A 24,561-nucleotide genomic window follows, 5' to 3' on the forward strand; every position below is an offset into this window, starting at 1 on the left:
CGATTATTTAGAAGCTATGAATACATACCAGAGAAGAACTAGTGTAAGTACGATGCACACATTCTCCACCATATTTCCCCATTTACTTCCGGTGCTCATCAGTTTAAATTTCACTCTGAATTTCAGTGGAGGCAACAGCCGTATTCCACGATTCGTTAGCATATCAGCTGCTAAGTGAAGAGCATAGGATAAACCTCCTGCAACCCATATACTCTCGCCCCAGGCCGAGCCTTCTGTCCCGAAATACAACAACAGCGTCCATCCAGCAACAGCGTATAAAGAGTGTGTCAACCCGCGATGGGATACCAGCGTGGAGATCATTAATACACAACCAGCAATGATATTCCACGGGCTAAATGAATGTCCGAATTGAAGGAGACCAAGGCCAATCATAAACATCACAATATGACGGAGTGTACGCCCTGGTAAAAAGGATACAACAGCAATTAATCCAGCCAAGGCCAAGTTCCACGGCGCATATTCCTGTCCGTAGAAATAAATAAAAATAGCTACCGCAACTAGTGTTAGTTGAAGTACACGTAAGAGGCCTGTGGGAATCGCTGTTCTTACCAATATGGAGTTCGGCTCATCAATATCCGGTAGAAGCGAACTAACGACGGCAACCGCTGCTGCCGGAAGTGTGATAGGAATTCCGGTCAGCCCCATGACCGACAATGTGACGCCGGTACTAATAACCAAATGGGCTCTTCCCATCATGATAATAACTTCCTTTCATTCTCTTGGTGTCCTAGAAGGGAATGTACGTTCGGCATTTTAGTATAACAAAATTCTCCTCTTTATGTCTACCCTTTCCACTAAATAAGCAATTCATCGATAAGATGGAAGTTCCTTACTATATAGGACTCCATTAGTATTGTCGCTTCTCTCATAATGGGATACAATTTGTTCACTTGTCATTTCACCGAAGAATTTACATATTTTTATTGTCTCGAAAGGATGAACAACGTTGAACCGCTCTCGTCTTGCTGATCTCAGCCTACTCCTTGTTGCCATGATGTGGGGCTGTACCTTTTTGATTGTGCAACATGCTGTTCGAGTACTTCCACCGATGGCCTTTAACAGCGTCCGATTTATAGGTGCAGGACTCCTATTAGCCTTCATCACGACTGTATTCTATCGGCGTCAGTGGCGATTGATCACGCGAAGAATGCTGCTGCATAGCTGTCTGCTTGGTCTTTTTTTGTTTATAGGCTATGCTTTTCAGACCGTTGGGTTGCTGTATACAACGACTTCGAACACAGGTTTTATTACAGGTCTATCCGTGGTCATCGTTCCCTTCCTGTCTTATTTCTTGCTTAAACACTCCATATCCCGCTTCACTTGGGTGAGCGCTCTGCTTGCAGCTGCTGGCCTGTATTTACTTACCTTTGCAGGATCAGAGATGAGCTGGAACATAGGAGATATTCTAGTCCTAATCTGTGCCATTGGATTTGCTCTTCATATCGGTTACACCGGTCTTTATGCTTCTAAATACCCTTCGCTGCCATTAGCAGCACTACAGATGACAGTGGTTGGTATTCTGAGCTTGATCGCATCACTCATCATGGAGGATGCGGGAAATCCTGCTACCTTAATGGATAAATTAGTCCAGCCCGAAGTCTTGATCGCCCTTCTCGTATCCATCGGTCCTACAAGTGCATTCGCTTTCTGGATCCAGACCGTTTGTCAGAAATATACTACACCTTCTCGGGTGGCCATTATATATGCAACAGAACCCGTTTTTGCTGCTTTAACTGGTATTCTATTTGCTGGAGAAGTGCTGGGCTTAGCCGGCGGCTTAGGATGTGTGCTTATTTTGGGAGGTATGCTTATGGCCGAATTGAAATCCGCGCCACATCAGGTACAATAGAAGCATAATAAAGATAGAAAAAATAGATATGATAGATAGGACAAAAGGAGAGAAATCCATGACTACCTACAAACTGATTGCGATCGACATCGATGACACACTAATCAACGATGATAAAGAGGTAACGCCCGGCGTTCAGCAAGCACTCGAACAAGCTGTCGCTAAAGATGTTGTTGTCACACTAGCAACAGGTCGTGCTTATACATCTGCTCAAGCGATTGCCCGCCAGACCGGACTTAATGTACCCATTATTACTTATCAAGGTGCCCTCATTAAAAACTTGCTCGACGAGAAGGTTCTATACGAGCGCTACGTTCCTATTGATGGTGCGAAGAAACTGTTTGAGTTCTGCATGGAACATAATCTACATCTTCAAACTTATGTCGGTGATAAAATCTACGCCCAGGAAGAGAATCAAAAGCTGATCGATTATTGTGCACTCAACCGCGCTCCATATTATATCGAGCCTGATTTTATGAAATTGATTGAACAGCCTACACCTAAAATGCTCATTATCGATGATCCTGCATATCTCGATGAACTGATCCCGGTATTCCAAGAGATGCTTGGCGATCAGATGCATATTACAAAGTCCAAACCACATTTCCTGGAGTTCATGCATAAAGAAGGAACGAAGGGCCATGCATTGACATTCCTTGCGAATCACTTCGGCTGTACTTTGGAGGAAACCATTGCTATTGGGGACTCTTGGAACGACCATGAAATGCTCGAGTGTGCAGGACTTGGTATCGCCATGGGTAATGCCATTGAGCCACTCAAAAAGATCGCAGACTACGTCACGCTTGGCAATAATGAAGATGGCGTTAAACATGCTCTTGAGAAATTTGTGTTGAATGCAGAATAACAACTTATATGCATAAAAAATAACCCGATCCCAAACTTAAATGTTTAGGATCGGGTTATTTTTCGCCATACTTTATAATGAGAATTAACGTATCATAGCTGTCCCTGTTCACCAATCAATCTAATGCCCTAGTTTCACATTCATACCCGAAACAGCCAACTTGGTTTGAAGAGGAAGGTCTAGGTCCTTAGTGACATCCACATCATGTGACATATGGGTATAGATCGTACGCTGCGGTTTCACTTCCATCAGTAACTCTGCCGCCTCCTTCATGTCATATACAGAACGAGTAGAGAATTCTGCAGTCTCATGAACAAAACTCGTACCAAGCACGAGTAGATCAAGACCGTGAAGGGGCTTCTTCTCAGCTTCGTTTAGAGCAATTGAATCTGAATTATATGCCCACGCATAACCGTTCTTCTCCAGACGATAGGCATATGAATAGCCATTCTTTCCATGATTGACCTTCCAGCAGGTAATACTCCAGCCACAGAGTGTAATACCGGAATCGGTTTCGATCATCTCCATATGGCCAGATAACCAAGGATACTGCCGCTGTATCTGCTCCAGCACTTCGCGTGGTGCATACAGATAGCCTTTACATCCAAGCCATCTATTAGCGTCAGCCCATTCCGGCAAGCCGCCAATATGATCGAAATGCGCATGGGTAATTAGCATATGCTGAACTTGCCGCATCCCGTGCTCCTCCATCATATGACGCCAGTCGGGGCCACAGTCGATCACGAATAAATCCTGTCCATCCTTCACCATCGCCGAGGAACGCAGACGTCTATTCTTCCCTGTAGTACGTGCCTCGCTGCATACCTTACAATCGCAATATACTCGCGGAACCCCCATGGCATCTCCTGTGCCTAAAAAAGTTAAAGTATCCATGCTGTTCTCTAGTCTCCTTATCCCAAGTGAAGCGGTATATCTCCAAAAAAACCGCCCGGCAACCTGCCAAGCGGCTATCTTTCATTATATATTACGCCGGATATCCGGCTCCTTAATAACCAATTAAGCGAATGATGGCTTCTTGTCATCAACGACACCGCTAATGACTTTCACATACTTCTTGTCCGTACCTTCCACGGAAGGTCCGATATAAATACTTGGTTTCGTCTGACGCTTTACAGAACGCTCACGCGGCTTCAAAGCCCCCGCCATCGGAATACTTCCTCGAACCACCCAATGACCGTTCTGGGATCCAGCATTACCAATATTCTTCCTTTTCTCATTCCTGCTCATATTGAATCCCCTCCAACTAAGTGTCTGATGGTACGAAGCAGTTCACGATTATGCTCAACAACCTCACCAAGCTCTTCATCTAACAGGGTTTGATGTCCCGTAAAATGAACCGATAACACATGGTTTACACCTAAAGGATAGCAGAACACATACACCTGTGCAACTTCCTCTTCATGATAAAATGCCCATTTTCCACTGTTATAGACGTCTATCACGTAAATTGATTGCTGCGTGCCACTATTGCTCTCATTTCCTTGAAATGGAAAGAAACGTCCTCTTCCTACATTACCCCCAATCTGAGCGATTCCATCATTCCCAGATTTCTTCCAAAATGCGGCCCCCGTTACCCGAAAGTCTCCTCGTGTAGGTGGTAGCAACGAGTTACGCACAGCTTCGCTTAAAGCATGGTATTTCTCAGACTGATCTGTAACGTTCACATTACGATTATATTCCCAGAAAAAGTGAAGTACACTCTGCTTACGCTTCAGTTCCGCTTCCTTCTGCTCTATGATTTCCGCAGGATTATCATAAAATAATTCCGTTTCAATAGCGTTCATAATATGCCCGCAAGCGACATCGACCGCTGACTTATAGTCCTCATCCGTACGTAGCTCATATTCCAAAAGTGTAAGTCCTTGAAGATCTGACAAAAGATGATAATCCTTTATCGTCACATCCTGAATCTGTTGATCGTCAGGCTCCACATGATCGGGGACGATACAGAATACCCTTCGCCTTCCCAGTCTTCCCCAGAACAGGCCCATCTCGAATAATGTATTATCCCTCGTAACAAATACATGCTTCCCACGAATTAAAGCCACGTCGTCGGGCGAAAATACGAACACACCAAAATCGCTATGTTCAAGCTGTCGCTCCAGCGCTTCCATCGTATAGCTGTTCGCTCCAAATGTTCCGCCATACCACGGTGTTACCTGAGCTGTTCTCTTCAGCTGTTCGTGAATAGCACGAGCATACTTGATGGCTTCTCTAGATGATCCAATGAATAAATTCGGCTTCGTAATGGATATAGGCACATCATATACTCCCCTTGTTGTTCAATTTACAAATTATTAGAGGTTATTATTCGACCATTATAACAAAGTTACCTAATTTATGGGAAACATTTGATCATGTATTATATGCTACGGATTCATAATCGACCCCATGAATAGAAACGCTCCAGTATCCCGATCTTCAATCGCGAAGAAAAACGGACGATCCACCGTCATCACAACAGGCTTTGTAGGCTCTGGCGCACCAGTCGGCATTGCAATCGATGTTACCGCAGCCGCTTCTGTGCCCTCCTCATTTACATCCACTACCACTTTATGCCCGATACTTCGGATATATAATGGGGTTTCAGCCATGGCGCTGAAATCAGCCTTTTCCTGAAGAAAAGCATTCTTCATCCCGGCATTCTTCAAGATATCGATCAATTTGTCCGACAATTTATCGGATAGCTCGGCTTTGAATCTAGGTAGCTCCAGCTTGATCGTTTCGAACTCATAGTCGCTCCTCCATACGGAAGGGTCCTGCCACAGTTGTTTATGAAGCTCCTCTAGGGAGGAATCCTTGCTTGGAACAACAACCAGCATATGCATTCGTCCATCCCCATAAGGAAGACGTACCGCTTGCCACGTATCGCTTTCCTTGTATCCAAATCCCTGTTCCTGTTTCATCATAGGAACCTTCTTCACCGTGCCATCTGCTAACGTAAAATCTCTATCTTCCGTTAATTTGGGGTTGAATTCATCCATCCAACCTCCGTTGAAATAGACGGCATTGATGAGAATCGCCTTTGCATCCTGTGGTTTACTGTATACTTCCTTAATCATGCCATTGGTCTTCTCGCTCACCCAGTTATTCATGATTTTAACAGATTCTTGCTTACCTAGATCCGCGGCTTTAACCTCTGCTCCATATCCATCTTTGACCGTATTCAGATAAGATTCTTTCATGACAAAATCATTCTGAATCCACACAGAGTTAGCAATATTAAGCGTGACCCCACCTCCGTGCTCTAAAATGGACCGAAGCTGACTGTTCGCTGCATTCACCTGTTTAAGCCCCATGTCATTCCATCCAAGCACCGTTTGCATTTGCTGTGCCGTTTCCCCTGCACTTCCGTTATAAGCCAAGGCCAGTCCCGTAGATAAACTGTACGGAGATATAAGAACATTCTCTCCCGTCTCCAGCTTAGATAATGCTTGGTGAATACGAAGACCAAATGCATTCTCTGCTTCTACAATTTTGGGGTCGAGCTTACCAAGAATCGCTTTCCTCTCCTTCGGATCTAGTGCTTGCTCATCTGTCTTCTTTTGTTCTTGCTGTTTATCCGTTAATCCATGACTTCCACAGGCCGTAGCAACGAGTGTCAAACCCAAGACAACGATCATCCACTTCTTATTCATGAAATTACTTCTCCTCTCCTACTCACACCATAATCTGTAATTATAGCTATCTTATTGATAAACGTTATACATTTTAAGGAAGTTGCCTCTTACCTGAAATTTTTTCCACTAGATATAAATTTCTTCATACTTAGCACCTCTTTAAAGGGATGCTCCATCCGAATGAAGAAGTTAAGAAACAATCATATTTATCATTTGATTATATAAGGGGCGTTTTCAAACATCATGAAACAACTAATGTTAAACGGGAATCGGATATCTTTGCGGACACGTACGGTGGATGATTTCCCCATACTCTATGATCTGATTTACGGATGCGAGCAGCCGGAATGGAAAAAGTATGATGCTCCTTACTTCCCATTGGAGTCCAGAACATACGCTCAATTCGTAGAACGTTGGGGAGCGGACCTCCATTCTGATGATCTGCCGGATGATCTGCTTATTGAGGCTGATGGACAGATTATCGGAATGGTTACTTATTACTGGGAGAATCAAGCTACCCGATGGCTGGAAGCTGGAATCGTCATCTATTCCCCCGACTATTGGAGTGGTGGTTACGGTACCGAAGCTCTCTCCTTATGGGTAGGTTTTCTGTTCCAGAATCTCACCATCGCAAGAGTTGGTATCACCACCTGGTCAGGTAATCCAAGAATGATTCGCTGTGCAGAGAAGGTCGGTATGCAGCTTGAAGGCCGTATGCGGAAGTGTCGTTATTACGAAGGCGTCTACTACGATTCGATCCGAATGGGAATGACCAGAGAAGAGTGGGAAGCTCAAGGAGTAGTCACGCCATGCTTCTCTCCAACGAGCTAAATCATTATTCTTTATACCTCAGACTTACACAAGGAACCTTATTTCAGTTTTCAACTGGAATAAGGTTTTTACCTATTTATCCAAAATTATATTGACACCTTTTTCTAGAGGTTGTATGGTTAGTTACATGAGTAGTTAACCAATTTGGTGGTGATGCAGAAATGGCTTTTATTATGGACGACAGCCGACCCATATTTATTCAAATCGCAGAACGTATTGAAGATGACATTATAGAAGGGCTACTGGCTGAGGAGTCTCAGGTTCTTTCAACGAACCAATTTGCGGCCTTCTACAAGATCAATCCAGCTACTGCGGCCAAAGGGGTCAATATGCTTGTTGATGAGGGAATCTTGTACAAGAAACGAGGGATTGGAATGTTTGTCGCAGAGGGTGCTCGAATGAAGGTGATGGATAAACGCAAGGAACGATTCTACGAAGAATATGTTGTAACGATGGTTCGCGAAGCGGAGAAGCTCGGTATCACGACCGAACAATTAACGGAAATGATCCGAAAGAGGGGGTAGTGTGAAATGAGTACTGTTATTGAATTGAATCAGCTAACGAAATCGTATGGTGATGTTACGGCGGTCAATAACGTGAGCTTTTCTATAGAGGCAGAGAAGATTTATGGATTACTCGGCCGGAACGGGGCCGGCAAGACAACGATTATGCATATGATTACAGCTCAGATTTTCGCTACAAGCGGGGAGCTTAAGGTGTTTGGAGAAGATCCATACGAGAATAATCGGGTCCTCAGTCAGATCTGTTTCGTCAAAGAGAGCCAGAAATATCCTGATGTGTATCGTATTCACGACGTCCTCCTGACTTCTGCCGCAATATTCCCGAATTGGGATCATGAGTATGCTCTCTCCCTCGCAGAGGACTTCCGACTTCCACTCAAACGTAGAATGAAGAAATTATCTAGAGGTATGCTCTCATCTGTCGGCATCATTGTAGGACTTGCAAGCCGTGCGCCCCTAACGATATTTGATGAGCCTTATCTGGGCCTTGATGCGGTCTCTCGTAGTCTTTTTTACGATCGGTTAATTGAAGATTATTCAAGTCATCCACGGACGATCATTCTATCGACACATCTGATTGATGAAGTAAGTCATCTTCTGGAACATGTGATGGTCATTGATAATGGATCCTTAATCATCAATGAGGAGGCCGAAAAGCTTCGCGGGCAGGCATTTACCTTAGCGGGTCACAAAGATATCATAGACTCTTTTACCGCAGGCAAAGAAATCATTCATCGTGAATCCTTTGGTAATTTGATATCTACGACCGTCGTTGATCGGTGGGATAGCTCAAAACGTAAGCAAGCTGAAGCTTTGGGGCTTGAACTTACCCCTGTTTCGCTACAACAGCTTATTATCTATTTAACTAACGGAAAAAACCAGAGAATGGAGGCACGAGTCTAATGAACCGAGTAACAAGTGTGTTAAAAATGCACAGCAGAGATAAATGGTCTTGGTTTATCATCCCTTCTCTAGTCGTTCTCCCTAGTTTTTTCGTCAACCTCATCATCAGCTTGTTTCTAGATGAACCCCTTATAACCGGTGGTCTTGCCTCCATATATATCTACATGCTGGCAGCTGGGATCATCATACTGACTCAGACATTTCCGTTTGCTCTAAGTATGAGTATCAGTAGAAAGGATTTCTTTGTGGGAACCTCCATCATGATTATTCTGACCAATATCGGATTTGCTGCACTCCTATTCCTTCTCGGTCTTACAGAAGGCTGGACGAACGCTTGGGGAAATGATCTTCATTTCTTTCATCTGCCCTACCTTAGCGATGGCCCTCTCATTAATCAATTCTATATCCCATTTATTATCTTATTGTTCTTTCACTTTCTCGGTTTATTAATCGCAGCTACACACAAGCGTACGGGACGCAATGGTTTATTTATGATCTATGGTATAGGCCTAATCGTCATCACAGTCATTGGTTTTCTTGCAACTTATTTGAACTGGTACCCTACTATCTTTCAGTGGATGGTACAGCAAACCGCCGCTAATTATGCTCTTTGGATGATTCCCTTCATCGTACTGTTCGCAGCTGGATCTTACTTTCTGCTCCGCAGAGCAACCATCTAAACAGCCTATCTCAGATGACACCCTCATTTGAATAATAATCAATACACCTTTTCGACATCGAAGAGGAGCTGCTTCTATAGCCAGCTCCTCTTCCTCAACAAACCGATTTCTCGAATGAGAGCAGGCCATAGCTTCAAGGACAACATTACCGAAGGTTTCCGTACTTTATTTTATAGGTTTAAGCTTGCTTCTTCCGTTGAACCATTTGCTCAAGAAGCTCCTCCACCTCTTTTTCTGGAAAAACGGCGGTCAACGTATCTTTAAAAGTTTCTTGTGCACGGATAAGCTTGTCCTCACCAATTGGAGTCAGGGAGGTATAAATGCTTCTGCGATCTTCATCACACGCTTTTCTTTCTAAAGCTCCGCACCCCTTAGCCTCAAACCGGCTAACCAGCCTGGAGATCGCACTCTGGCTTAATCCAACCATAGATTCGAGCTTCTGCAATTTCAGCTTTTTCTCGGGGGCCTCTGATAAAAATAACAGTAAATAAAATTCATTTATAGATAAGCCATGCTTGGCCTGTAAGTTAGCTTCCAATTCATTCGTCACGTTCATTTGTATATGCGTTAACGTCAACCAATTCGTTATAAGATCATTGTTATGTGTATTATCCATCTTTCGATTCATCTCCCGAGCGTGTGGCTATTAAATTCCTTCTTTATAAATATAATAGTACTACACTCTATACCCCTTTGTGAAAAAAAGAGACTGTTTCTCAAAGAAATCAGTCTCTCCGTATATCTTAGCCTTTCAGCCTAGGAAACCCCATTGCATACTGTTTAGGAATACCGGCATCCTTCTGAAGCTGAGTGCCTGCCTCGAGCGTCCAGTATGGATTTCTGAGCATTCCCCGACCTACTGCAACAAGATCTGCTTCCTCATTACCGATAACAGCATTAGCCAGTACTGGCTCATCCAATCTGCCCACCGCAATAACTGGAACATTCAAGCTGTATTTGATTTCTCTAGCCAAAGGCACTTGATACGCTGCATGTGTTCCCGGCTTTCCAGCTGCTGCGATCGGACCTTCACCCCCTGCACTGATATGGAAAATATCAGCTCCCGCTTCCTTATAGGCTTTGCTAAATACCAAGCTTTCTTTAAGACCGTAGCCGCCTTCAACATATTCCTTAGCCGAAATACGCATGATCAAAGGCATTCCCTCTGGCATTTCACTCTTAGCTGCGCGAATGACTTCTGATCCAAACAGGGTTAAATCTTCGCCATATTCATCCGTTCTAAGATTCGTCAGTGGCGAATGGAACTGATGAATAAGGTAACCGTGCGCTCCGTGAAGCTCGATGACATCGAATCCCGCTTGAACCGCACGCTTCACGCCCATTCGGAATTTCTCAACCATAGCCTTCACTTCTTCTGTGGTTAGTGCATGTGGCGTTTTGGAGTTAGCATCAAAAGGAACTGCAGATGACGATACCGGGACGACTGCATCTTCCGCTTTACGACCAGCGTGAGCAATCTGAATTCCCACTTTAGCACCATAAGCATGACAGGCGTCTACAATTCTAGCCAGTGCAGGAATCTGCTCATCAGACCAGACACCGAGGTCATAATCCGTAATTCGGCCATCCGGCTCCACATCAGCCATTTCAACAATGATTAGCCCCGCCCCACCAATAGCGCGACTTACATAGTGATTATAATGCCAATCCGTAGCAATTCCGTCTTTATTCGTTACCGAATATTGACACATCGGAGGCATAACAACTCGGTTCTTCAACTTCAAATCCATCAGTTCATAAGGGGTAAATAAGTCCTTCATGGTATCTCTCCTCTTTATAAAAAACTAATATTATTCTGTTCATCAATAAAAATGATTCAGCATTAAATAATAAATGCATGCTCATGCATGTAATGGTAGTATAGAATATCATCGCTGTCAATCATGAATCATATTGGTTAAAAAAAGAAGCTGCATTATAGTCAGCTCCTCTTCTAAGTTCATTGAACGTATATCTCATAACCCGGCCAAGACCTGGTACCAAATTCCCCGCTTCGAATACAACGTTTCCCGCACATACTCCCATCCACCAAGGTATTCAATATCAAACAGCCCCGCTGGCTCAGGAAATTTCTCTACATTCTGAGCATAAACCGTCTCATCTACCGGACGAAAACCATGTTTCGTAAAAATCTGCTGCACCTCAGGCGAGCGCAAGTATTGTACAAAAGCATCCGCTACATCAAGCATCCCATGCTCCTCTGCATACTGATGAACAACAGCCGCAGGATTCTCAATCAGCATCGTATATTTCGGAATAACGATTTCATAGGGTACTCCATGGGCTATTCGGGCAAGCAGTTCATTCTCATACGTAACGATGACATCTCCAACCCCATACTCAAATGCCGCCATCGAAGCGCGTCCGCTTTTATCAAGAGATTCTACATTCTGGTGAATCTGCTCCAGGAAAGCTTTTGCCGCTGCAGGGTCTTTACTCCCTTGCTCTTCAGAGCGTTTAAGCCCCGCTCCATAAATCGCATTGATGTCCCACTGTGCCCCTCCCGACGTCTTCGGATTTGGGTACAGCACCTTCACACCAGGCTTAATCAGATCGTCGAAATCCTGAATTCCTTTCGGGTTACCTTCCCTTGTACCCAAGACCACAATCGAGCGTGTAGCCATTCCACCATAGGGCTGCTCATTCCAATCTTGCTTCACAAGACCAGCTTTCACCAGCTTATTCATATCTCCTTCAAGTGCCAGCAAGGTAACATCTGCCTCAAAACCACCAGCAATTGAACGGGCCTGTGTACCAGAGGCTTCGTATGACTCTTGAAAAGAAATGCGCTCCCCAGTCTGTTGGTACCATTTCTCACGAAAGGCGGGTACAATTTCAGCCATGGCATCTCGCGCAACGCTGTATGCTCCAATGACCAGCGTCCGATCACCAGATTGTGCTGATACCGTCTTTACATCCGTTTGCCCCTCCACACATCCTCCCAGAACCGGGAGAAGCATAAGCAGCAAGCTCATCATGATAGGGCGGTAAACAGGTCCCCTTATGTTCCGTTTCCTCATCTTCTCCCTCCTCTCGTTCCACTTAAATCATGATTGGCATCGGATCTACCTTCAGCCTATTCTCCTCAATCCAGCTATCCGAATCATGATACAAGTAAGCACGATGTACAAGCACACGCACCTCTTGTCCAGGCTTTAAGGTCTCCTTCTCCAGTGAGCGATAAGTCATGAGTTTATGTCCATTTACTTCTACCTCGATCAGCCATTCACTACCTCGAAAATGCAAATGCCTCACGATCCCCTGCTCTGTTGCAGATAGAATCGGAAAATCATGCTCATTGCCAATTTCTATATATTCCGGACGAATTAACGCGCGAGCCTGCAGTCCATTCCCAGCAGCATCAAAACCTTTCAGGGCAGATGCATTCTCTACGATCGTAGATTCGCCGATAAAGCTAGCAACAAACGGTGTTGCCGGCTCCTTGTAAATATCCCACGGTGTCCCTTTCTGCTCCACCCGTCCTTGATTAATGATCATAATCTCATCAGCGACTTCAATCGCCTCATCCTGATCATGGGTCACGAAGATGGAAGTGATGCCAACCCGTTCAATGAGTTCTCGCAGCCATGAGCGAAGCTCCTGACGGATTTTCGCATCAATAGCAGCAAAAGGCTCATCAAGTAATAACAGCTGCGGCTCCGGTGCCAACGCGCGGGCAAAGGCTACACGCTGTCGCTGACCACCAGACAACTGATGGGGATAACGGCGTTCAAATCCACTAAGACCGGTCAACTCCACCAATTCCATCACTTTTTCCTGAATCTTAGACTTGGGGGCCTTCTTGACCTTCAAACCAAATGCTATATTATCGAACACTGTCATATGCTTGAATAGAGCATAATTCTGAAATACAAAACCAATACCGCGCTCCTGAGGTGGAATATCATTTACAACCTGACCATGAAAAGAGATTTGACCAGCATCTGGGGTCTCCAGTCCTGCCAGCATCCGCAGGATGGAAGTTTTCCCACCGCCACTGGGTCCAAGAAGTCCGATTAAATGACCCTTCTCAATATCGAAGCTAACGTCTTTTACAGCATGAAAAGCACCGAAATGTTTATTCAGATCACGGACTTGCAGATGCATATCAATGCACACCCTTTCTCTTTTTGACCCATTCCATCAGAAGCAATAAAGCTACTGAAAAAGCAGCCAGTACTAAGGCGACCCCACTTGCCGCAGCCACATTAAAATTCTCTACATCCTGATAGACCAAAGTTGTAGCGGTTTGTGTCTTGTTCATGATGTTGCCTGAAACGACAAGAACAGCACCGAACTCTCCAAGTGAGCGAGCAATGGTCAGAACCATGCCATACACAACAGCCCAGCGAATCATCGGCCAAGTTACCTTTCGGAAAGTCAGCCAACCATAAGCGCCGAGTGTTGAAGCCGCCTGCTCTTGATCTGTACCAATCTCCTGAAGTACGGGCATGACTTCACGAACCATCAATGGAAATGTAACAAACAGTGTAGCAATGACCATTCCCGGAAATGCATACACCACCTTAAATCCGGTCCCTTCTAGAAAACCTCCGATAATACTATCTGGCCCCAGAATAAGCACAATCATAAGTCCTCCAATAACGGGAGAAACCGCATAGGGTAGATCTACGATACTGTTAAGCAGGCTTTTAATCTTGTGACTAAGCCAACTTGCCCGGACGAGATAAAGGGCCAACATGATACCAAACAAAGCGTTTAATATCGTTACAATGACAACAATACTTCCAGTCATCAGTAGGGCGTGCATCGCCTCTGGTCTGCCGATTGCCTTCGCTAATCCGGTTAACCCACCGCTGAATGCACTCGTCACGATTTTGGACAGCGGAGCAATTAGAAGAATAAAGAATACGAAATACGTTAGCCCGATCCATAATCTCCTCATCCACGCCGCCCCCTCTGCTGCACCCGGTTCATGATCCATAGGATTGTAAATGACAGGGTAAGCAGTACAACAGATACAGCCGCTGCGCCCGCCGGATTATCACTTTCTACCTCACCATAAATAAACACCGAGGCGACGAGTGTTCTGCCAGGAATGTTGCCGGCTACCAGTACAACAGCTCCAAACTCAGCTAAAGCCCTTGAGAAGGCCAACATCCCTCCACTAATAATTCCCGAACTCATGCTTGGAAGAATTACTCGGAGAAAGGTTCTCGCTTTCGAAGCCCCCATGGTATATGCCGCTTCTTCCTGTGATGCATCAATCTCCTCCAAAAGAGGCTGAACTGCACGTATCACAAAAGGAAATGTTACAAATACCATCGCAATAACAATAGCCGGTTGGTGGAACACGATTTCAAAACCAAGCGCTTCGGCTGCTTGCCCAATCAAACTCCCTGGTCCCAGTAAGAGCAAAATCATGAGTCCTCCCACAGCCGTTGGCAATGCAAAAGGTAAATCAACAAGACTATTGAGTAGCGTCCTTCCCGGAAAACGATATCTGGTCAAGACCCATGCAATCATCGTTCCGATCAATATATTGATCAGTGTTGAAATCATTCCAAGCTTCAGGGTTAGGAATACTGCCTTCCATGCAATCGGATCGAGAATACTAGCAGCAAAGTGCCCCCATCCCGCAGAAAGTGACTGCACATACACACCTAGAACCGGTAGAACAATGAGTACGGCAAAATAAAGCAAAATAGTGCTTCTAAATCCCCACATCCAACCTTTATGACGGATCAGTGCTGTCAAGATTCGTACCTCCTGCCTCCGGATGGCCCGGTCAACTTGATAAACTCATATTTCCTATTAGTATACTTGGAATTAATTGTTATACACACTTTACCAAAAGAAGATTGTAATCGTCAATCCATCTTTTGGACTTTATCGGGTAATATATAAAGAAACCTATTTCATTATTTCATAAGGAGCTGATGATCCATGCTGCATCATATGGAACTTTCGACCGTAAAACGCGATGAAATGAGGGACATCACGCGCGAAATCACCCGCCTTGTCAAAGAGAGCAGTGTACAAAACGGAACCGTTCTGATCTACTGTCCCCACACGACAGCGGGCATTGCCATTAACGAAAACGCAGATCCGGATGTAAAGCGCGATGTTATCATGCGTCTTGATGAGGTCTATCCGTGGGAACACCCGAACTATCGGCATGCTGAAGGGAATACGGCATCTCATCTTAAATCAATCACTTGCGGGCCGTCCCAGCATATTATCATTTCCGAAGGGGAATTATTGTTAGGCCGCTGGCAGGGCATCTACTTCTGTGAGTTTGACGGTCCCCGTTGTCGTGAATATTACGTTAAAATCATGCAGGGTTAATCTTATAGATAACACAAATAAGACAGGTAGCGTATAAAACGCACCTGTCTTTGATTTCATTAGGAAATTGACGTTTCAACGCTCCAACGAAGTAATTCGTTGAAGTGTAAATGTAACAAGCATTGTACCATTCCACATTTAGATGGGGTTAAACTCTGCTATATAAACTTCGACATAGTACTTTCACATGAGCAACAGCGGCTGGTTTAATCTCTTCGTAGTCGATTCGATCTTGAATATAGAATGATATAAAGCCATGCGTAGACAAAAACAAAGTCAGAGGCAAATTCCTTCTTTCCTCATCACAGTAAGCATCATCTAGCAAATGTTGACGAACTAACGCAGAGAACATATCAAAACATCGACTCTGCTCGGAGCGACAATAAGCAAGCAGCTCTTCATCTCGAATCATAAACATAATCTCATATTGATAAGGATTATTCAGTCCGAAACGGATAAACTCGAGCAAGAGCTGCTCCAGCTTAGATATACCATCACAAGGTGTTCTGCCAGCAGCCTGGTTCAGCAGCAAAGCAAGATCGTTGAAGTCTTTCATGACAATGGCGTAGAAAAGCTCCGCCTTTTCCTTAAAGTGATAATATAAGGACCCGTGGCTGTAACCCAGGTGCTGCCCGATACTTCGCATCGAGATGGCCCGGTATCCCTTCGTAATAAACAAATGCCTGGCCGCTTCTAAAATACGCTCCCTAGATAACTCCCGTTCTACCGCTCTTCTAGCCATATCAATTATTCCCCTTCAATAAAATAGAACCGCTCTCCCTCCGTAATTACGGACTGTCCCTGAGTCAAATCGACCATCCATGCAATAAAGGCATCCGTCTCCTGATCTTCCGGCAGACAGATGAGTGTAACTTTATCTGCGAACAACGTCTCACCCATACGGGTGTTACGGCTTCGAAGTTCATTCTCAACCTTCCCAAGCCAAGTGTAATCCAGCTCAACTCGTACTTCTCTGTGAAGCACTCTTGTGATGGGCTCACCAGCTTCTATTGCTGCTACAGCACCATCTGTATAAGCTCTGATCAGCCCTCCGGCTCCTAGCATGATTCCCCCAAAATAACGTGTCACAACAATAGCTACATTCTTAAGCTTCTGATTACGAATGACTTCAAGAATAGGCTTGCCAGCCGTTCCGCTTGGTTCTCCGTCATCCGATTGCTTCTGAATCTCATCCCGTTCCCCAATCATATAAGCGGAACAGTTATGTGTGGCATTCCAGTGCTTCTTCTTCATTTCCTCAATGAATGCGACAGCGGCTTCCTCAGTTTCCACCGGCATAATATGCCCGATAAACCGTGATTTCTTAATGACAATTTCCTTTGAACCCGCCAAGCGCACCGTTTTGTAGCGTTCCAGCATATGCCGATTTCAACCCCTTATTACCAAGAAAGCAGTCCCCGGCATAAAAAATACCGGAAAACTGCTTCCTTCAGCTTTTGTGTCTGATGTGTGATGTGGTGTTACTCGGAAAGTCTGGCTTCCAATTCGGCTTTCTCTTTCTCGTAACCCGGCTTGCCAAGCAGAGCGAACATGTTCTTCTTGTACGCTTCTACACCCGGTTGGTCAAACGGGTTCACACCAAGCAGATATCCGCTGATTCCGCATGCCTTTTCGAAAAAGTATACCAGATATCCGAAGGAATAGGGAGTAAAATCTGGAATTGTAACAATCAAGTTTGGAACTTGGCCATCTGTATGTGCCAGCATGGTTCCTTGGAATGCTTTTTTGTTAACAAAATCCATCGTCTTACCCGTCAAGAAGTTAAGACCGTCCAGATCGTCTGGATCGGATTCAATTGTAATATGACTCGCTACATTCTCAACTTGGATCACGGTTTCGAAGATGTTACGGCTACCTTCTTGAACGAACTGACCCATGGAATGTAGATCTGTTGAGAAGTCTACGGATGCAGGATAGATCCCTTTATAGTCTTTACCTTCGCTCTCACCGAACAATTGCTTCCACCACTCGGAAACAAAGTGTAGCGACGGCTCATAGTTAACAAGAATTTCAATGGCTTTACCTTTGCGATAAAGTGCATTACGAACCGCTGCATATTGATAAGCTTCATTCTCAGCTACGTTCGGGTTACTGTATTCCTTGGCAGCATCAGCCGCACCTTGCATCATCTCTTCGATGTTAATGCCCGCAGTCGCGATTGGCAGAAGACCTACTGCAGTCAGCACGGAGTAACGTCCGCCCACATCATCTGGAATGATGAAGGATTCATAACCTTCTTCATTCGAAAGCTTCTTGAGTGCGCCCTTCTCTTTATCCGTTGTTGCATAGATACGTTTGCGCGCTTCTTCCTTACCGTATTTCTTCTCCAGTGCTGCACGGAAAATACGGAAAGCAATCGCCGGCTCCGTTGTTGTACCCGATTTCGAAATTACGTTGATTGAGAAATCTTTACCCTCGATCAATTCAAGCAAGTGGTTAACATATGTGGAGCTGATGTTGTTACCTGCGAAATAAATTTCTGGAGTCTTACGCTTGTCCTTCGGAAGAATGTTATAGAAGGAATGGGACAGCATTTCGATAGCTGCACGAGCACCCAGATAAGAACCACCAATACCAATAACGATGAGAACTTCAGAATCGTTCTGGATCTTAGCAGCAGCTTTTTGAATACGAGCGAATTCCTCTTTATCATACTCGGAAGGAAGGTCAATCCATCCAAGAAAATCGGAGCCTACGCCAGTTTGTTTATGTAACTGATCATGTGCCGTACGAATCGGCTCAGCCAAATAATCAATTTCATGTTGGTTAATAAACGAAAGGGCCTTGCTATAGTCAAACTTCACTTTTTTAGACATGCTAATAGCCTCCTGTTTTATCTTGTTAGAGAGAGTCAACATTTATAAGTAGAATACTTTAATTTGGTATAGGGATCAAGTTATGCCCGTTAACCGCTAAGCTTTTTTGCCATATCTGGATAAGCCCGCAACACCAAACAGCTAGAATAAAGAATAGCCCCATGTTAAGATTAACCCGTTCGACGAATTTACATACGAAGGTGATATTTGATGAAAAAAATCGGATTTATCGGTCTTGGCACCATGGGTGCTCCCATGGCTTCCAATCTGCTTAAACAAGATTACGAAGTAACCGTCTATAACCGCACGGATGAGAAATGCCGTCCACTCGCTGAGCAAGGAGCTTCCACTGCCCCAACACCACGTGAAGCATCAGAAGAAGTCGATGTTGTCATTACCATGGTCAGCAACGATGATTCTGTTCGTGATGTCTACTATGGCGAGAATGGCGTCCTCTCCTCGCTTACAGAGGGCATGACTGTGATCGACTGCAGTACCGTCTCCCCTGCGCTAGTGAAGGAAATCGCTGCAGAAGTAACAGCTAAAGGTGCTTCCTTCCTCGATGCACCCGTGACAGGCAGCAAGCCTGCTGCGATCAATGGTACACTCGTATTCATGGTGGGTGGTGATGCATCCGTCATTGAAGCTCAAGCCGATGTATTCGATACCTTAGGTAAAAAAGTCATCCACATGGGACCCAATGGTAGCGGTGCAGTCGCTAAACTTGCCCATAATACGGTGGTTGGAATTAACAACCTTGCTCTTGCCGAAGGATTTGCTATCGCAGCGAAATCAGGAATCCCAGCGGATCATTTTCTCGAACTTGTCCAGCTTGGTTCCGCAGGAAGTAAAGCCGCGGAATTAAAAGGCCGTAAAATTATTGAGGGCGATTTCAGCAATCAATTCTCACTTGCTCTGATGCTCAAAGATTTGAAGCTCGCATCTTCACTAACTGATGGGATCGGAATGCCTTCTCCTATGCTAAATTTAGCAAAAAGCTTGTTCCAAGCAGGAGCTAGTGAAGGTTATGGCGATGAAGATCTTTCAGCTGTCGTCAAATGTTATGAAGCCTGGATCGGCCAGACGATCGGTGGTCAATCACAATCATAAAATGTGTTAAATAACACACCTGCTCTTCTTAACTGTCATTCCTTACTTTATAAGGGATGGCACTTATAGAAAGCAGGTTTTTTCTGTATGCCTGAACATTTCAGTCTGCAACCTTTCGCAAGATGTAACGTCCAATACACAGAAGGGAGGAATTACCAAGATGAAATTTAAAGGGATAAAACCACTTATGACAGCTGCCATATTATCCACCTTACTAACATCCACGCTAAACCCAGGCCAGGCACAAGCATCATCCAGTACGAATCAAGCCCTATCTGCCAAGGCTTACATTAACAGTCAACAAGCGTATGGTGATGTTCTCATAAGACAAGGAACCACCTTTATCACGCTAACCGATCTGAAATCGCTGGGAGACTATGTCTATAAGTACGACAACAATAAAAAGCAAATTACGATGATCAGCAAGGATACCACAGTTGTCATATCCGCTGGCAGCAAACTTATAAGGATTAATGGTAGTAACAAAAGCCTATATGCTGCACCGTTTCTCTATAAAGGCAAGACCATGATTCCGCTTCGTGCCGTATCAGAAGCCTTCCATGCTAAAATCTACTGGAATGCTTCTACTAAGACCGTGTATATCGCTAAAGCGGACCCTAAAGTCTTAGCAGGATTGAAGAGCGACAAGCTAGTGACCGCACGAAACGCAGCTATTAAGGCGCCTAGAATTTCCTTGATTCCAAAGCCACTCATTGAGAGGACTTACTTAGAGATGCAAGGGGTGAACTATTATTTCCCTAAACATAAAGCTGACAGATATTTCGAGCTTGATAACGACCTAATTAGCTACTACGAAATCCGAAATAGCAATGCCGAACTGAAATGGCAGGCTAAAGTGGATTCGAATAAGGGAAAAAATCCGAAGAGTGATCTCTTCTTTCTCCCCTTCTACTTTATGAAAGAGATTGGCAAACAGCCTAACACATTAGGCTGGACCGTGGCCCAGTTCAATTTCCGCTATCCTGTTGGTTCAACCTACTACAGTATGCTTAACAGCAAAGATGAACCTGTCTTTGGTGATGTTGAGCTGGACAACCAGAGTCCAGACTATCAAGGCGTTATCGTAGAAATCCCTGAGGAATCAGACAGCGAATAGTATAATATTCGCGTCTTAAAGTTCTGCAGGATAGGAACAGCAGTAATCCGTTACTGTCCGAATTTCTAGCTTAAAGGATGAGTTCCCAGGCACAGAGAATGACGTAGGCTCTTGGATCTCTTGCCAATCTTGCTCTCCTGGAAGAAGAACTCGCAAATCACCCGACAGAATTTCCATAATCTCAGGACCTGCTGTACCAAACTCATAATTCCCCGGAAGCATAATCCCCAACGTGACTTTCTGCCCATCTTCCAAAATGACGGTACGACTCGTTACTTGACCCTCGTAATAAATATTAGCTGCCTTGTGAACCTGAACATTGCTGAATACCGACATAACCTACTTCTCTCCCCTCAAGAATATGTATATATAGATCAGCACCCGCAAATAAGCGGGTGCTGAGATCTAGCTTAATCTTGATGAACGAATGGGTGATTAGATGAGTGCCTTCACTCGGCTAACCACATTTTCTACTGTAAAGCCGTATTCTGCAATGACACGGTCACCAGGAGCCGAAGCGCCGAATGTGGAGATACCCAGAATGTCACCTTTGTCTCCTACATAACGCTCCCATCCAAACGGATGAGCCATTTCAACAGCAAGACGCGCTTTTACGTCAGGCAACAAGACAGAGTCTTTATATGCTTGATCCTGTTTATCGAACAGATCCCAGCTTGGCATGCTGATAACACGAACCTGAATACCTTCTTCAGCAAGTGCTTCTTGTGCTTTTACAGCCAGTTGAACTTCTGAACCCGTTGCAATAATCTGTGCTTGAGCCTTACCTTCTTTAGCATCAGCAACGACATAAGCACCGCGCTTAATGCCTTCACGAGCATTGTCCGCTGTAGCATCAAGGATTGGCAGGTTCTGACGAGTAAGAACAAGAGCAACAGGACGGTCTTGGTTCTCAGCCGCATAAGCCCATGCCGCGGAAGTTTCATTCGCATCAGCCGGACGGATAACCGTTAAGTCAGGGATAATACGCAGGGATGCAAGTTGCTCGATCGGCTCGTGAGTCGGGCCATCTTCCCCAACAGCGATACTGTCATGTGTCAGCACGTACGTTACAGGCAATTTCATGATCGCAGCCAAACGGATAGCCGGACGCAGATAATCTGTAAATACGAAGAATGTACCACCGAAGATTTTAAGTCCGCCATGCAGTGCGATACCGTTCATTGCAGCTGCCATTGCGAATTCACGAACACCATAGTAAACATTGCGTCCTTCGTAGCTTTCTGGCGTGAAGGAAGCCAAGTCGTTCAAATGCGTCATGGTTGAGCTTTCGAGGTCAGCAGATCCACCTAGCAGATTCGGTACGCCTTCAACCAAGCCATTCAACGCTTTACCAGAAGCAATACGTGTCGATACGGCTTTATCTTCTGTGCTGTATTTAGGAAGATCCTTGTCCCAACCTTCAGCAAGTTCGCCAGATACGGCTCTTTCGAACTGAGCTGCAAGCTCAGGGTAAGCTGCTTTATATTTCGCAAACTGCTCTTCCCACGCTTTGTAAGAAGCGATACCGCGTTCTTTCACTTGTGCGAAATGTTCACGTACTTCTTCCGGAACATAGAAATCCTCTTCATAAACCCATTTGTAGAATTCTTTAGTCAACTTAGCTTCTTCAGCGCCAAGTGGAGATCCGTGAGTACCGCCATGTCCACCCTTACCTTGCTTGTTCGGGCTTCCGTAACCAATCACAGTCTTCACTTCAATCAATGTAGGACGGTTCAGATCAGCTTGTGCTTCGGAGATTGCTTTCTCGATTGCAGGCAGATCATTACCATCTTCTACGCGCAGAACTTGCCAGCCATAAGCTTCAAAGCGCTTCGCTACATTTTCAGAGAATGCAAGATTGAGCTCACCATCAAGGGAGATATCATTGGAATCATACAGCATGATCAATTTACCAAGCTTCATATGACCTGCCATGGAAGCTGCCTCAGCGGACACACCCTCCATTAAGTCTCCATCGCCGCAAATAGCATAAGTGAAATGGTCTACGACCTTATAGTTGTCTTTATTGTAAACAGCACCCATGTGGGCCTCAGCCATAGCCATACCAACAGCCATTGCAACACCCTGACCAAGTGGTCCTGTCGTTGCATCAACGCCTGCAGTATGTCCAAATTCTGGGTGACCCGGAGTTTTACTTCCCCATTGACGGAATTGTTTCAGATCATCCATCGATACATCGTATCCTGTAAGGTGAAGCAAGCTGTAAAGAAGCATCGAGCCGTGACCTGCTGATAAAACGAAACGGTCGCGGTTGATCCACGTTGGCTGATCCGGGTTATGGTTCATCGTTTTGGCAAATAGTTGGTAACCCATTGGTGCGGAACCCATTGGCATGCCGGGATGACCCGATTTCGCCTTTTCAATAGCGTCAATAGCTAGTGTCCGGATTGTAGCAATGGACAAGTTGTCAATTGTCTGATTGGTTGTCATGATTCGTCCTCCTCAAATACGGTGCTTGAATTCCATTCCACCTACATTTATTAGGTTAAAAAGGCAGTTAGGAATGTTGAGAATATCATTTTGACTCTTATTGTATCATCTGTATCTTTGCATTTCCACACACGATTTCTTTTCTTGCTAAAAGACAGTCCAGTCCTTCATGCATTATGTCCTTTATAACAGGGGTTATAACCGGGAAATATCTAGTTGAAGCATGGAGGAAATGACTATTTATTGAATAATCCCTATGTAGTCTTTACATAATAAAAAAACCGGAACTCCACATTTCTTGGAATTCCGGTTCATCGTTCTCTATTCAGCTTTCACCAAAATCTTAACTTGGTTTCTTTCTCGGAGCAGGCCTTCGAAACCTTCATCAATCACTTCATCCAGCTTAATTCGTTTGGTCACCAATTTATCAGCTGGGAAGTAGCCCTGAGCCATCAAGCTGATGACCGCCGGGAACACATCGCGGTATCCGATAATACCAGTGACTGTACGTTCTTTTAATACAATGTTTTGCGGGTGGATCGAAGCTTCTTTCTCAAAAATGCTGACGATCATCGTTTCTCCGCCAATTCTTGTGGCATTGATCGCTTGTGTTAACACAGGAGGAACGCCCGTAACTTCAAAGGAAACCTCAACGCCACCGTTCGTGCGCTTATGAATTTCCTCTACAGCGTCATATTCTTTCGGATCGATGACAATAGCACCAAGCTCGGCTGCTTTTTGCTTACGCTCTTCAGACAGCTCAACAGCATAAATTTCAGAAGCGCCGGAAGCTTTCAATGCTTCAATCACTAGCAGTCCGATAGGACCTGTACCAAATACAGCGGCTTTGTCTCCTACTTTTAATTTGCTTGATCGCACGGCATGCAGAGCTACAGCAGATGGTTCAACTAGCGCACCTTGCTCATAGGATACCGATTCTGGAATTTTATGAATCATCACTTCAGGTACAGCAGCGAACTCAGAGAAACCACCGCCACCACCAGCGAGACCATAGAAGCCCATTTTGTCGCACAAATTGTATTTGCCTTGTTTACAAGCTTCGCAAGTTCCACACGCATATATTGGCTCAACAACAACCCGATCTCCAACGTTTGCTCTCGTTACACCTTCTCCAACTTCAACAACTTGTCCGGAAAATTCATGACCCATAACAACTGGGGCTTTATCTCCACTCAGCGGATGTGTTTCCAGCGGAATAAAAATCGGACCCGCCGTATATTCGTGCAAGTCGCTACCGCAAATCCCGCACCATTCAACTTTTATTTTTACCTCACCTTTAGCAGGCTTCGGTTCTACAATGTTTTCCAATCTCAAATCTTTAACGCCGTGCCATCTCAAAGCTTTCATCAAAAATCATCTCCTGATGTAAATTTTGTTAATCGCT

General features: G+C 44.8%; 26 protein-coding genes. 9 read left to right on the top strand and 17 right to left on the bottom strand.

Annotation, left to right across the window (positions count from 1 at the left end; all coding sequences use genetic code 11):
* Window positions 1-3 precede the first annotated feature (3 nt).
* Window positions 4-717, bottom strand: a complete 714-nt coding sequence (locus AC3WJJ_RS14360; protein WP_422658047.1) for a metal-dependent hydrolase — start codon at window positions 715-717, stop codon at window positions 4-6.
* Window positions 718-967: 250 nt separating this feature from the next.
* Between AC3WJJ_RS14360 and AC3WJJ_RS14365 the strand changes: the two genes are divergently transcribed.
* Both AC3WJJ_RS14365 and AC3WJJ_RS14370 read left to right on the top strand, forming a co-directional pair.
* Window positions 968-1,870 (top strand): DMT family transporter, encoded by a 903-nt coding sequence (locus tag AC3WJJ_RS14365; RefSeq protein ID WP_492541584.1) that lies wholly within the window; start codon window positions 968-970, stop codon window positions 1,868-1,870.
* Window positions 1,871-1,928: 58 nt separating this feature from the next.
* Window positions 1,929-2,735, top strand: coding sequence for a Cof-type HAD-IIB family hydrolase (locus tag AC3WJJ_RS14370; protein ID WP_492541587.1), 807 nt, complete (start codon window positions 1,929-1,931; stop codon window positions 2,733-2,735).
* A gap of 120 nt (window positions 2,736-2,855) precedes the next feature.
* Here the strand turns inward: AC3WJJ_RS14370 and AC3WJJ_RS14375 are convergent, their stop codons facing one another.
* The 4 genes from AC3WJJ_RS14375 to AC3WJJ_RS14390 all read right to left on the bottom strand — a co-directional run bounded on the left by AC3WJJ_RS14375 (window position 2,856) and on the right by AC3WJJ_RS14390 (window position 6,394).
* Complete coding sequence (locus tag AC3WJJ_RS14375) at window positions 2,856-3,629, bottom strand: MBL fold metallo-hydrolase (protein ID WP_492541589.1); 774 nt, start codon at window positions 3,627-3,629, stop codon at window positions 2,856-2,858.
* A gap of 123 nt (window positions 3,630-3,752) precedes the next feature.
* Complete coding sequence (locus AC3WJJ_RS14380) at window positions 3,753-3,983, bottom strand: hypothetical protein (protein ID WP_422658051.1); 231 nt, start codon at window positions 3,981-3,983, stop codon at window positions 3,753-3,755.
* Window positions 3,980-5,011: a TIR domain-containing protein gene (locus AC3WJJ_RS14385; RefSeq protein WP_492542059.1), complete on the bottom strand. Its 1,032-nt coding sequence runs from the start codon at window positions 5,009-5,011 to the stop codon at window positions 3,980-3,982. Before AC3WJJ_RS14385 ends, AC3WJJ_RS14380 begins: the two co-directional genes overlap by 4 nt.
* A gap of 114 nt (window positions 5,012-5,125) precedes the next feature.
* Entirely contained in the window at window positions 5,126-6,394 is a 1,269-nt protein-coding gene (locus tag AC3WJJ_RS14390; RefSeq protein ID WP_492541591.1) for a serpin family protein, read from the bottom strand.
* A gap of 225 nt (window positions 6,395-6,619) precedes the next feature.
* On the opposite strand from AC3WJJ_RS14390, the gene AC3WJJ_RS14395 reads away from it, so the two are divergent.
* From AC3WJJ_RS14395 to AC3WJJ_RS14410, 4 genes are all read left to right on the top strand, one after another.
* A complete protein-coding gene (locus AC3WJJ_RS14395; protein ID WP_422658053.1) occupies window positions 6,620-7,207 on the top strand; it encodes a GNAT family N-acetyltransferase in 588 nt (195 codons plus the stop codon).
* Between the two features lie 161 nt (window positions 7,208-7,368).
* On the top strand, window positions 7,369-7,731 hold the full coding sequence (locus tag AC3WJJ_RS14400) for a GntR family transcriptional regulator (protein ID WP_492541593.1): 363 nt from the start codon (window positions 7,369-7,371) through the stop codon (window positions 7,729-7,731).
* Window positions 7,732-7,737: 6 nt separating this feature from the next.
* Window positions 7,738-8,631 carry an ABC transporter ATP-binding protein gene (locus AC3WJJ_RS14405; protein ID WP_492541595.1) on the top strand — a complete coding sequence of 298 codons (894 nt, stop codon included), beginning with the start codon at window positions 7,738-7,740 and terminating at the stop codon, window positions 8,629-8,631.
* Complete coding sequence (locus tag AC3WJJ_RS14410) at window positions 8,631-9,311, top strand: hypothetical protein (RefSeq protein ID WP_492541597.1); 681 nt, start codon at window positions 8,631-8,633, stop codon at window positions 9,309-9,311. Before AC3WJJ_RS14405 ends, AC3WJJ_RS14410 begins: the two co-directional genes overlap by 1 nt.
* A gap of 178 nt (window positions 9,312-9,489) precedes the next feature.
* Here AC3WJJ_RS14410 and AC3WJJ_RS14415 read toward each other — a convergent pair whose 3' ends face one another.
* The 6 genes from AC3WJJ_RS14415 to cysT all read right to left on the bottom strand — a co-directional run bounded on the left by AC3WJJ_RS14415 (window position 9,490) and on the right by cysT (window position 15,050).
* Window positions 9,490-9,927, bottom strand: coding sequence for a MarR family winged helix-turn-helix transcriptional regulator (locus AC3WJJ_RS14415; protein WP_492541599.1), 438 nt, complete (start codon window positions 9,925-9,927; stop codon window positions 9,490-9,492).
* A 127-nt stretch (window positions 9,928-10,054) separates the two neighbouring features.
* Window positions 10,055-11,092, bottom strand: coding sequence for an NADH:flavin oxidoreductase/NADH oxidase (locus AC3WJJ_RS14420; protein ID WP_492541601.1), 1,038 nt, complete (start codon window positions 11,090-11,092; stop codon window positions 10,055-10,057).
* A 195-nt stretch (window positions 11,093-11,287) separates the two neighbouring features.
* Complete coding sequence (locus AC3WJJ_RS14425; protein WP_492541603.1) at window positions 11,288-12,352, bottom strand: sulfate ABC transporter substrate-binding protein; 1,065 nt, start codon at window positions 12,350-12,352, stop codon at window positions 11,288-11,290.
* A gap of 22 nt (window positions 12,353-12,374) precedes the next feature.
* The gene (locus AC3WJJ_RS14430; RefSeq protein ID WP_492541605.1) at window positions 12,375-13,439 is read right to left on the bottom strand and encodes a sulfate/molybdate ABC transporter ATP-binding protein; all 1,065 of its coding nucleotides are present in this window, start codon (window positions 13,437-13,439) and stop codon (window positions 12,375-12,377) included.
* A gap of 1 nt (window position 13,440) precedes the next feature.
* A complete protein-coding gene (locus tag AC3WJJ_RS14435; RefSeq protein ID WP_422658061.1) occupies window positions 13,441-14,238 on the bottom strand; it encodes a sulfate ABC transporter permease subunit in 798 nt (265 codons plus the stop codon).
* On the bottom strand, window positions 14,235-15,050 hold the full coding sequence (cysT, locus tag AC3WJJ_RS14440) for a sulfate ABC transporter permease subunit CysT (RefSeq protein ID WP_492541608.1): 816 nt from the start codon (window positions 15,048-15,050) through the stop codon (window positions 14,235-14,237). Before cysT ends, AC3WJJ_RS14435 begins: the two co-directional genes overlap by 4 nt.
* Before the next feature lie 189 nt (window positions 15,051-15,239).
* Between cysT and AC3WJJ_RS14445 the strand changes: the two genes are divergently transcribed.
* Window positions 15,240-15,641: a secondary thiamine-phosphate synthase enzyme YjbQ gene (locus AC3WJJ_RS14445; protein WP_492541610.1), complete on the top strand. Its 402-nt coding sequence runs from the start codon at window positions 15,240-15,242 to the stop codon at window positions 15,639-15,641.
* 148 nt (window positions 15,642-15,789) lie between these two features.
* Here AC3WJJ_RS14445 and AC3WJJ_RS14450 read toward each other — a convergent pair whose 3' ends face one another.
* From AC3WJJ_RS14450 to AC3WJJ_RS14460, 3 genes are all read right to left on the bottom strand, one after another.
* Window positions 15,790-16,383 (bottom strand): TetR/AcrR family transcriptional regulator, encoded by a 594-nt coding sequence (locus tag AC3WJJ_RS14450; RefSeq protein ID WP_492541612.1) that lies wholly within the window; start codon window positions 16,381-16,383, stop codon window positions 15,790-15,792.
* Between the two features lie 5 nt (window positions 16,384-16,388).
* Window positions 16,389-17,021, bottom strand: a complete 633-nt coding sequence (locus AC3WJJ_RS14455; RefSeq protein ID WP_422658065.1) for a YigZ family protein — start codon at window positions 17,019-17,021, stop codon at window positions 16,389-16,391.
* A 101-nt stretch (window positions 17,022-17,122) separates the two neighbouring features.
* Window positions 17,123-18,478 carry a glucose-6-phosphate isomerase gene (locus AC3WJJ_RS14460; protein ID WP_492541614.1) on the bottom strand — a complete coding sequence of 452 codons (1,356 nt, stop codon included), beginning with the start codon at window positions 18,476-18,478 and terminating at the stop codon, window positions 17,123-17,125.
* 210 nt (window positions 18,479-18,688) lie between these two features.
* Here AC3WJJ_RS14460 and AC3WJJ_RS14465 point away from each other — a divergent pair, with 210 nt between their 5' ends.
* Window positions 18,689-19,588: an NAD(P)-dependent oxidoreductase gene (locus AC3WJJ_RS14465; protein ID WP_492541616.1), complete on the top strand. Its 900-nt coding sequence runs from the start codon at window positions 18,689-18,691 to the stop codon at window positions 19,586-19,588.
* A 160-nt stretch (window positions 19,589-19,748) separates the two neighbouring features.
* Entirely contained in the window at window positions 19,749-20,705 is a 957-nt protein-coding gene (locus tag AC3WJJ_RS14470; protein WP_492541618.1) for a copper amine oxidase N-terminal domain-containing protein, read from the top strand.
* 15 nt (window positions 20,706-20,720) lie between these two features.
* On the opposite strand, the gene ppnP is transcribed toward AC3WJJ_RS14470, so the two are convergent.
* The 3 genes from ppnP to AC3WJJ_RS14485 form a co-directional block, all read right to left on the bottom strand.
* Window positions 20,721-21,041: a pyrimidine/purine nucleoside phosphorylase gene (gene ppnP / locus AC3WJJ_RS14475; RefSeq protein ID WP_422658069.1), complete on the bottom strand. Its 321-nt coding sequence runs from the start codon at window positions 21,039-21,041 to the stop codon at window positions 20,721-20,723.
* 99 nt (window positions 21,042-21,140) lie between these two features.
* The gene (gene tkt, locus AC3WJJ_RS14480; protein ID WP_492541621.1) at window positions 21,141-23,156 is read right to left on the bottom strand and encodes a transketolase; all 2,016 of its coding nucleotides are present in this window, start codon (window positions 23,154-23,156) and stop codon (window positions 21,141-21,143) included.
* Between the two features lie 321 nt (window positions 23,157-23,477).
* Window positions 23,478-24,524: a 2,3-butanediol dehydrogenase gene (locus tag AC3WJJ_RS14485; RefSeq protein ID WP_492541623.1), complete on the bottom strand. Its 1,047-nt coding sequence runs from the start codon at window positions 24,522-24,524 to the stop codon at window positions 23,478-23,480.
* Window positions 24,525-24,561 lie beyond the last annotated feature (37 nt).

The sequence above is a fragment of the Paenibacillus sp. FW507-14B1B genome, assembly GCF_058781425.1.

Bases quoted from the DNA above. Each gene is read 5' to 3' on its own strand.
- AC3WJJ_RS14360 (WP_422658047.1), bottom strand. From the start codon at position 717: ATGATGGGAAGAGCCCATTTGGTTATTAGTACCGGCGTCACATTGTCG.
- AC3WJJ_RS14370 (WP_492541587.1), top strand. From the start codon at position 1,929: ATGACTACCTACAAACTGATTGCGATCGACATCGATGACACACTAATC.
- AC3WJJ_RS14375 (WP_492541589.1), bottom strand. From the start codon at position 3,629: ATGGATACTTTAACTTTTTTAGGCACAGGAGATGCCATGGGGGTTCCG.
- AC3WJJ_RS14380 (WP_422658051.1), bottom strand. From the start codon at position 3,983: ATGAGCAGGAATGAGAAAAGGAAGAATATTGGTAATGCTGGATCCCAG.
- AC3WJJ_RS14390 (WP_492541591.1), bottom strand. From the start codon at position 6,394: ATGAATAAGAAGTGGATGATCGTTGTCTTGGGTTTGACACTCGTTGCT.
- AC3WJJ_RS14395 (WP_422658053.1), top strand. From the start codon at position 6,620: ATGAAACAACTAATGTTAAACGGGAATCGGATATCTTTGCGGACACGT.
- AC3WJJ_RS14400 (WP_492541593.1), top strand. From the start codon at position 7,369: ATGGCTTTTATTATGGACGACAGCCGACCCATATTTATTCAAATCGCA.
- AC3WJJ_RS14405 (WP_492541595.1), top strand. From the start codon at position 7,738: ATGAGTACTGTTATTGAATTGAATCAGCTAACGAAATCGTATGGTGAT.
- AC3WJJ_RS14410 (WP_492541597.1), top strand. From the start codon at position 8,631: ATGAACCGAGTAACAAGTGTGTTAAAAATGCACAGCAGAGATAAATGG.
- AC3WJJ_RS14415 (WP_492541599.1), bottom strand. From the start codon at position 9,927: ATGGATAATACACATAACAATGATCTTATAACGAATTGGTTGACGTTA.
- AC3WJJ_RS14420 (WP_492541601.1), bottom strand. From the start codon at position 11,092: ATGAAGGACTTATTTACCCCTTATGAACTGATGGATTTGAAGTTGAAG.
- AC3WJJ_RS14425 (WP_492541603.1), bottom strand. From the start codon at position 12,352: ATGAGGAAACGGAACATAAGGGGACCTGTTTACCGCCCTATCATGATG.
- AC3WJJ_RS14430 (WP_492541605.1), bottom strand. From the start codon at position 13,439: ATGCATCTGCAAGTCCGTGATCTGAATAAACATTTCGGTGCTTTTCAT.
- AC3WJJ_RS14435 (WP_422658061.1), bottom strand. From the start codon at position 14,238: ATGAGGAGATTATGGATCGGGCTAACGTATTTCGTATTCTTTATTCTT.
- AC3WJJ_RS14445 (WP_492541610.1), top strand. From the start codon at position 15,240: ATGCTGCATCATATGGAACTTTCGACCGTAAAACGCGATGAAATGAGG.
- AC3WJJ_RS14450 (WP_492541612.1), bottom strand. From the start codon at position 16,383: ATGGCTAGAAGAGCGGTAGAACGGGAGTTATCTAGGGAGCGTATTTTA.
- AC3WJJ_RS14455 (WP_422658065.1), bottom strand. From the start codon at position 17,021: ATGCTGGAACGCTACAAAACGGTGCGCTTGGCGGGTTCAAAGGAAATT.
- AC3WJJ_RS14460 (WP_492541614.1), bottom strand. From the start codon at position 18,478: ATGTCTAAAAAAGTGAAGTTTGACTATAGCAAGGCCCTTTCGTTTATT.
- AC3WJJ_RS14465 (WP_492541616.1), top strand. From the start codon at position 18,689: ATGAAAAAAATCGGATTTATCGGTCTTGGCACCATGGGTGCTCCCATG.
- AC3WJJ_RS14470 (WP_492541618.1), top strand. From the start codon at position 19,749: ATGAAATTTAAAGGGATAAAACCACTTATGACAGCTGCCATATTATCC.
- ppnP (WP_422658069.1), bottom strand. From the start codon at position 21,041: ATGTCGGTATTCAGCAATGTTCAGGTTCACAAGGCAGCTAATATTTAT.
- tkt (WP_492541621.1), bottom strand. From the start codon at position 23,156: ATGACAACCAATCAGACAATTGACAACTTGTCCATTGCTACAATCCGG.
- AC3WJJ_RS14485 (WP_492541623.1), bottom strand. From the start codon at position 24,524: ATGAAAGCTTTGAGATGGCACGGCGTTAAAGATTTGAGATTGGAAAAC.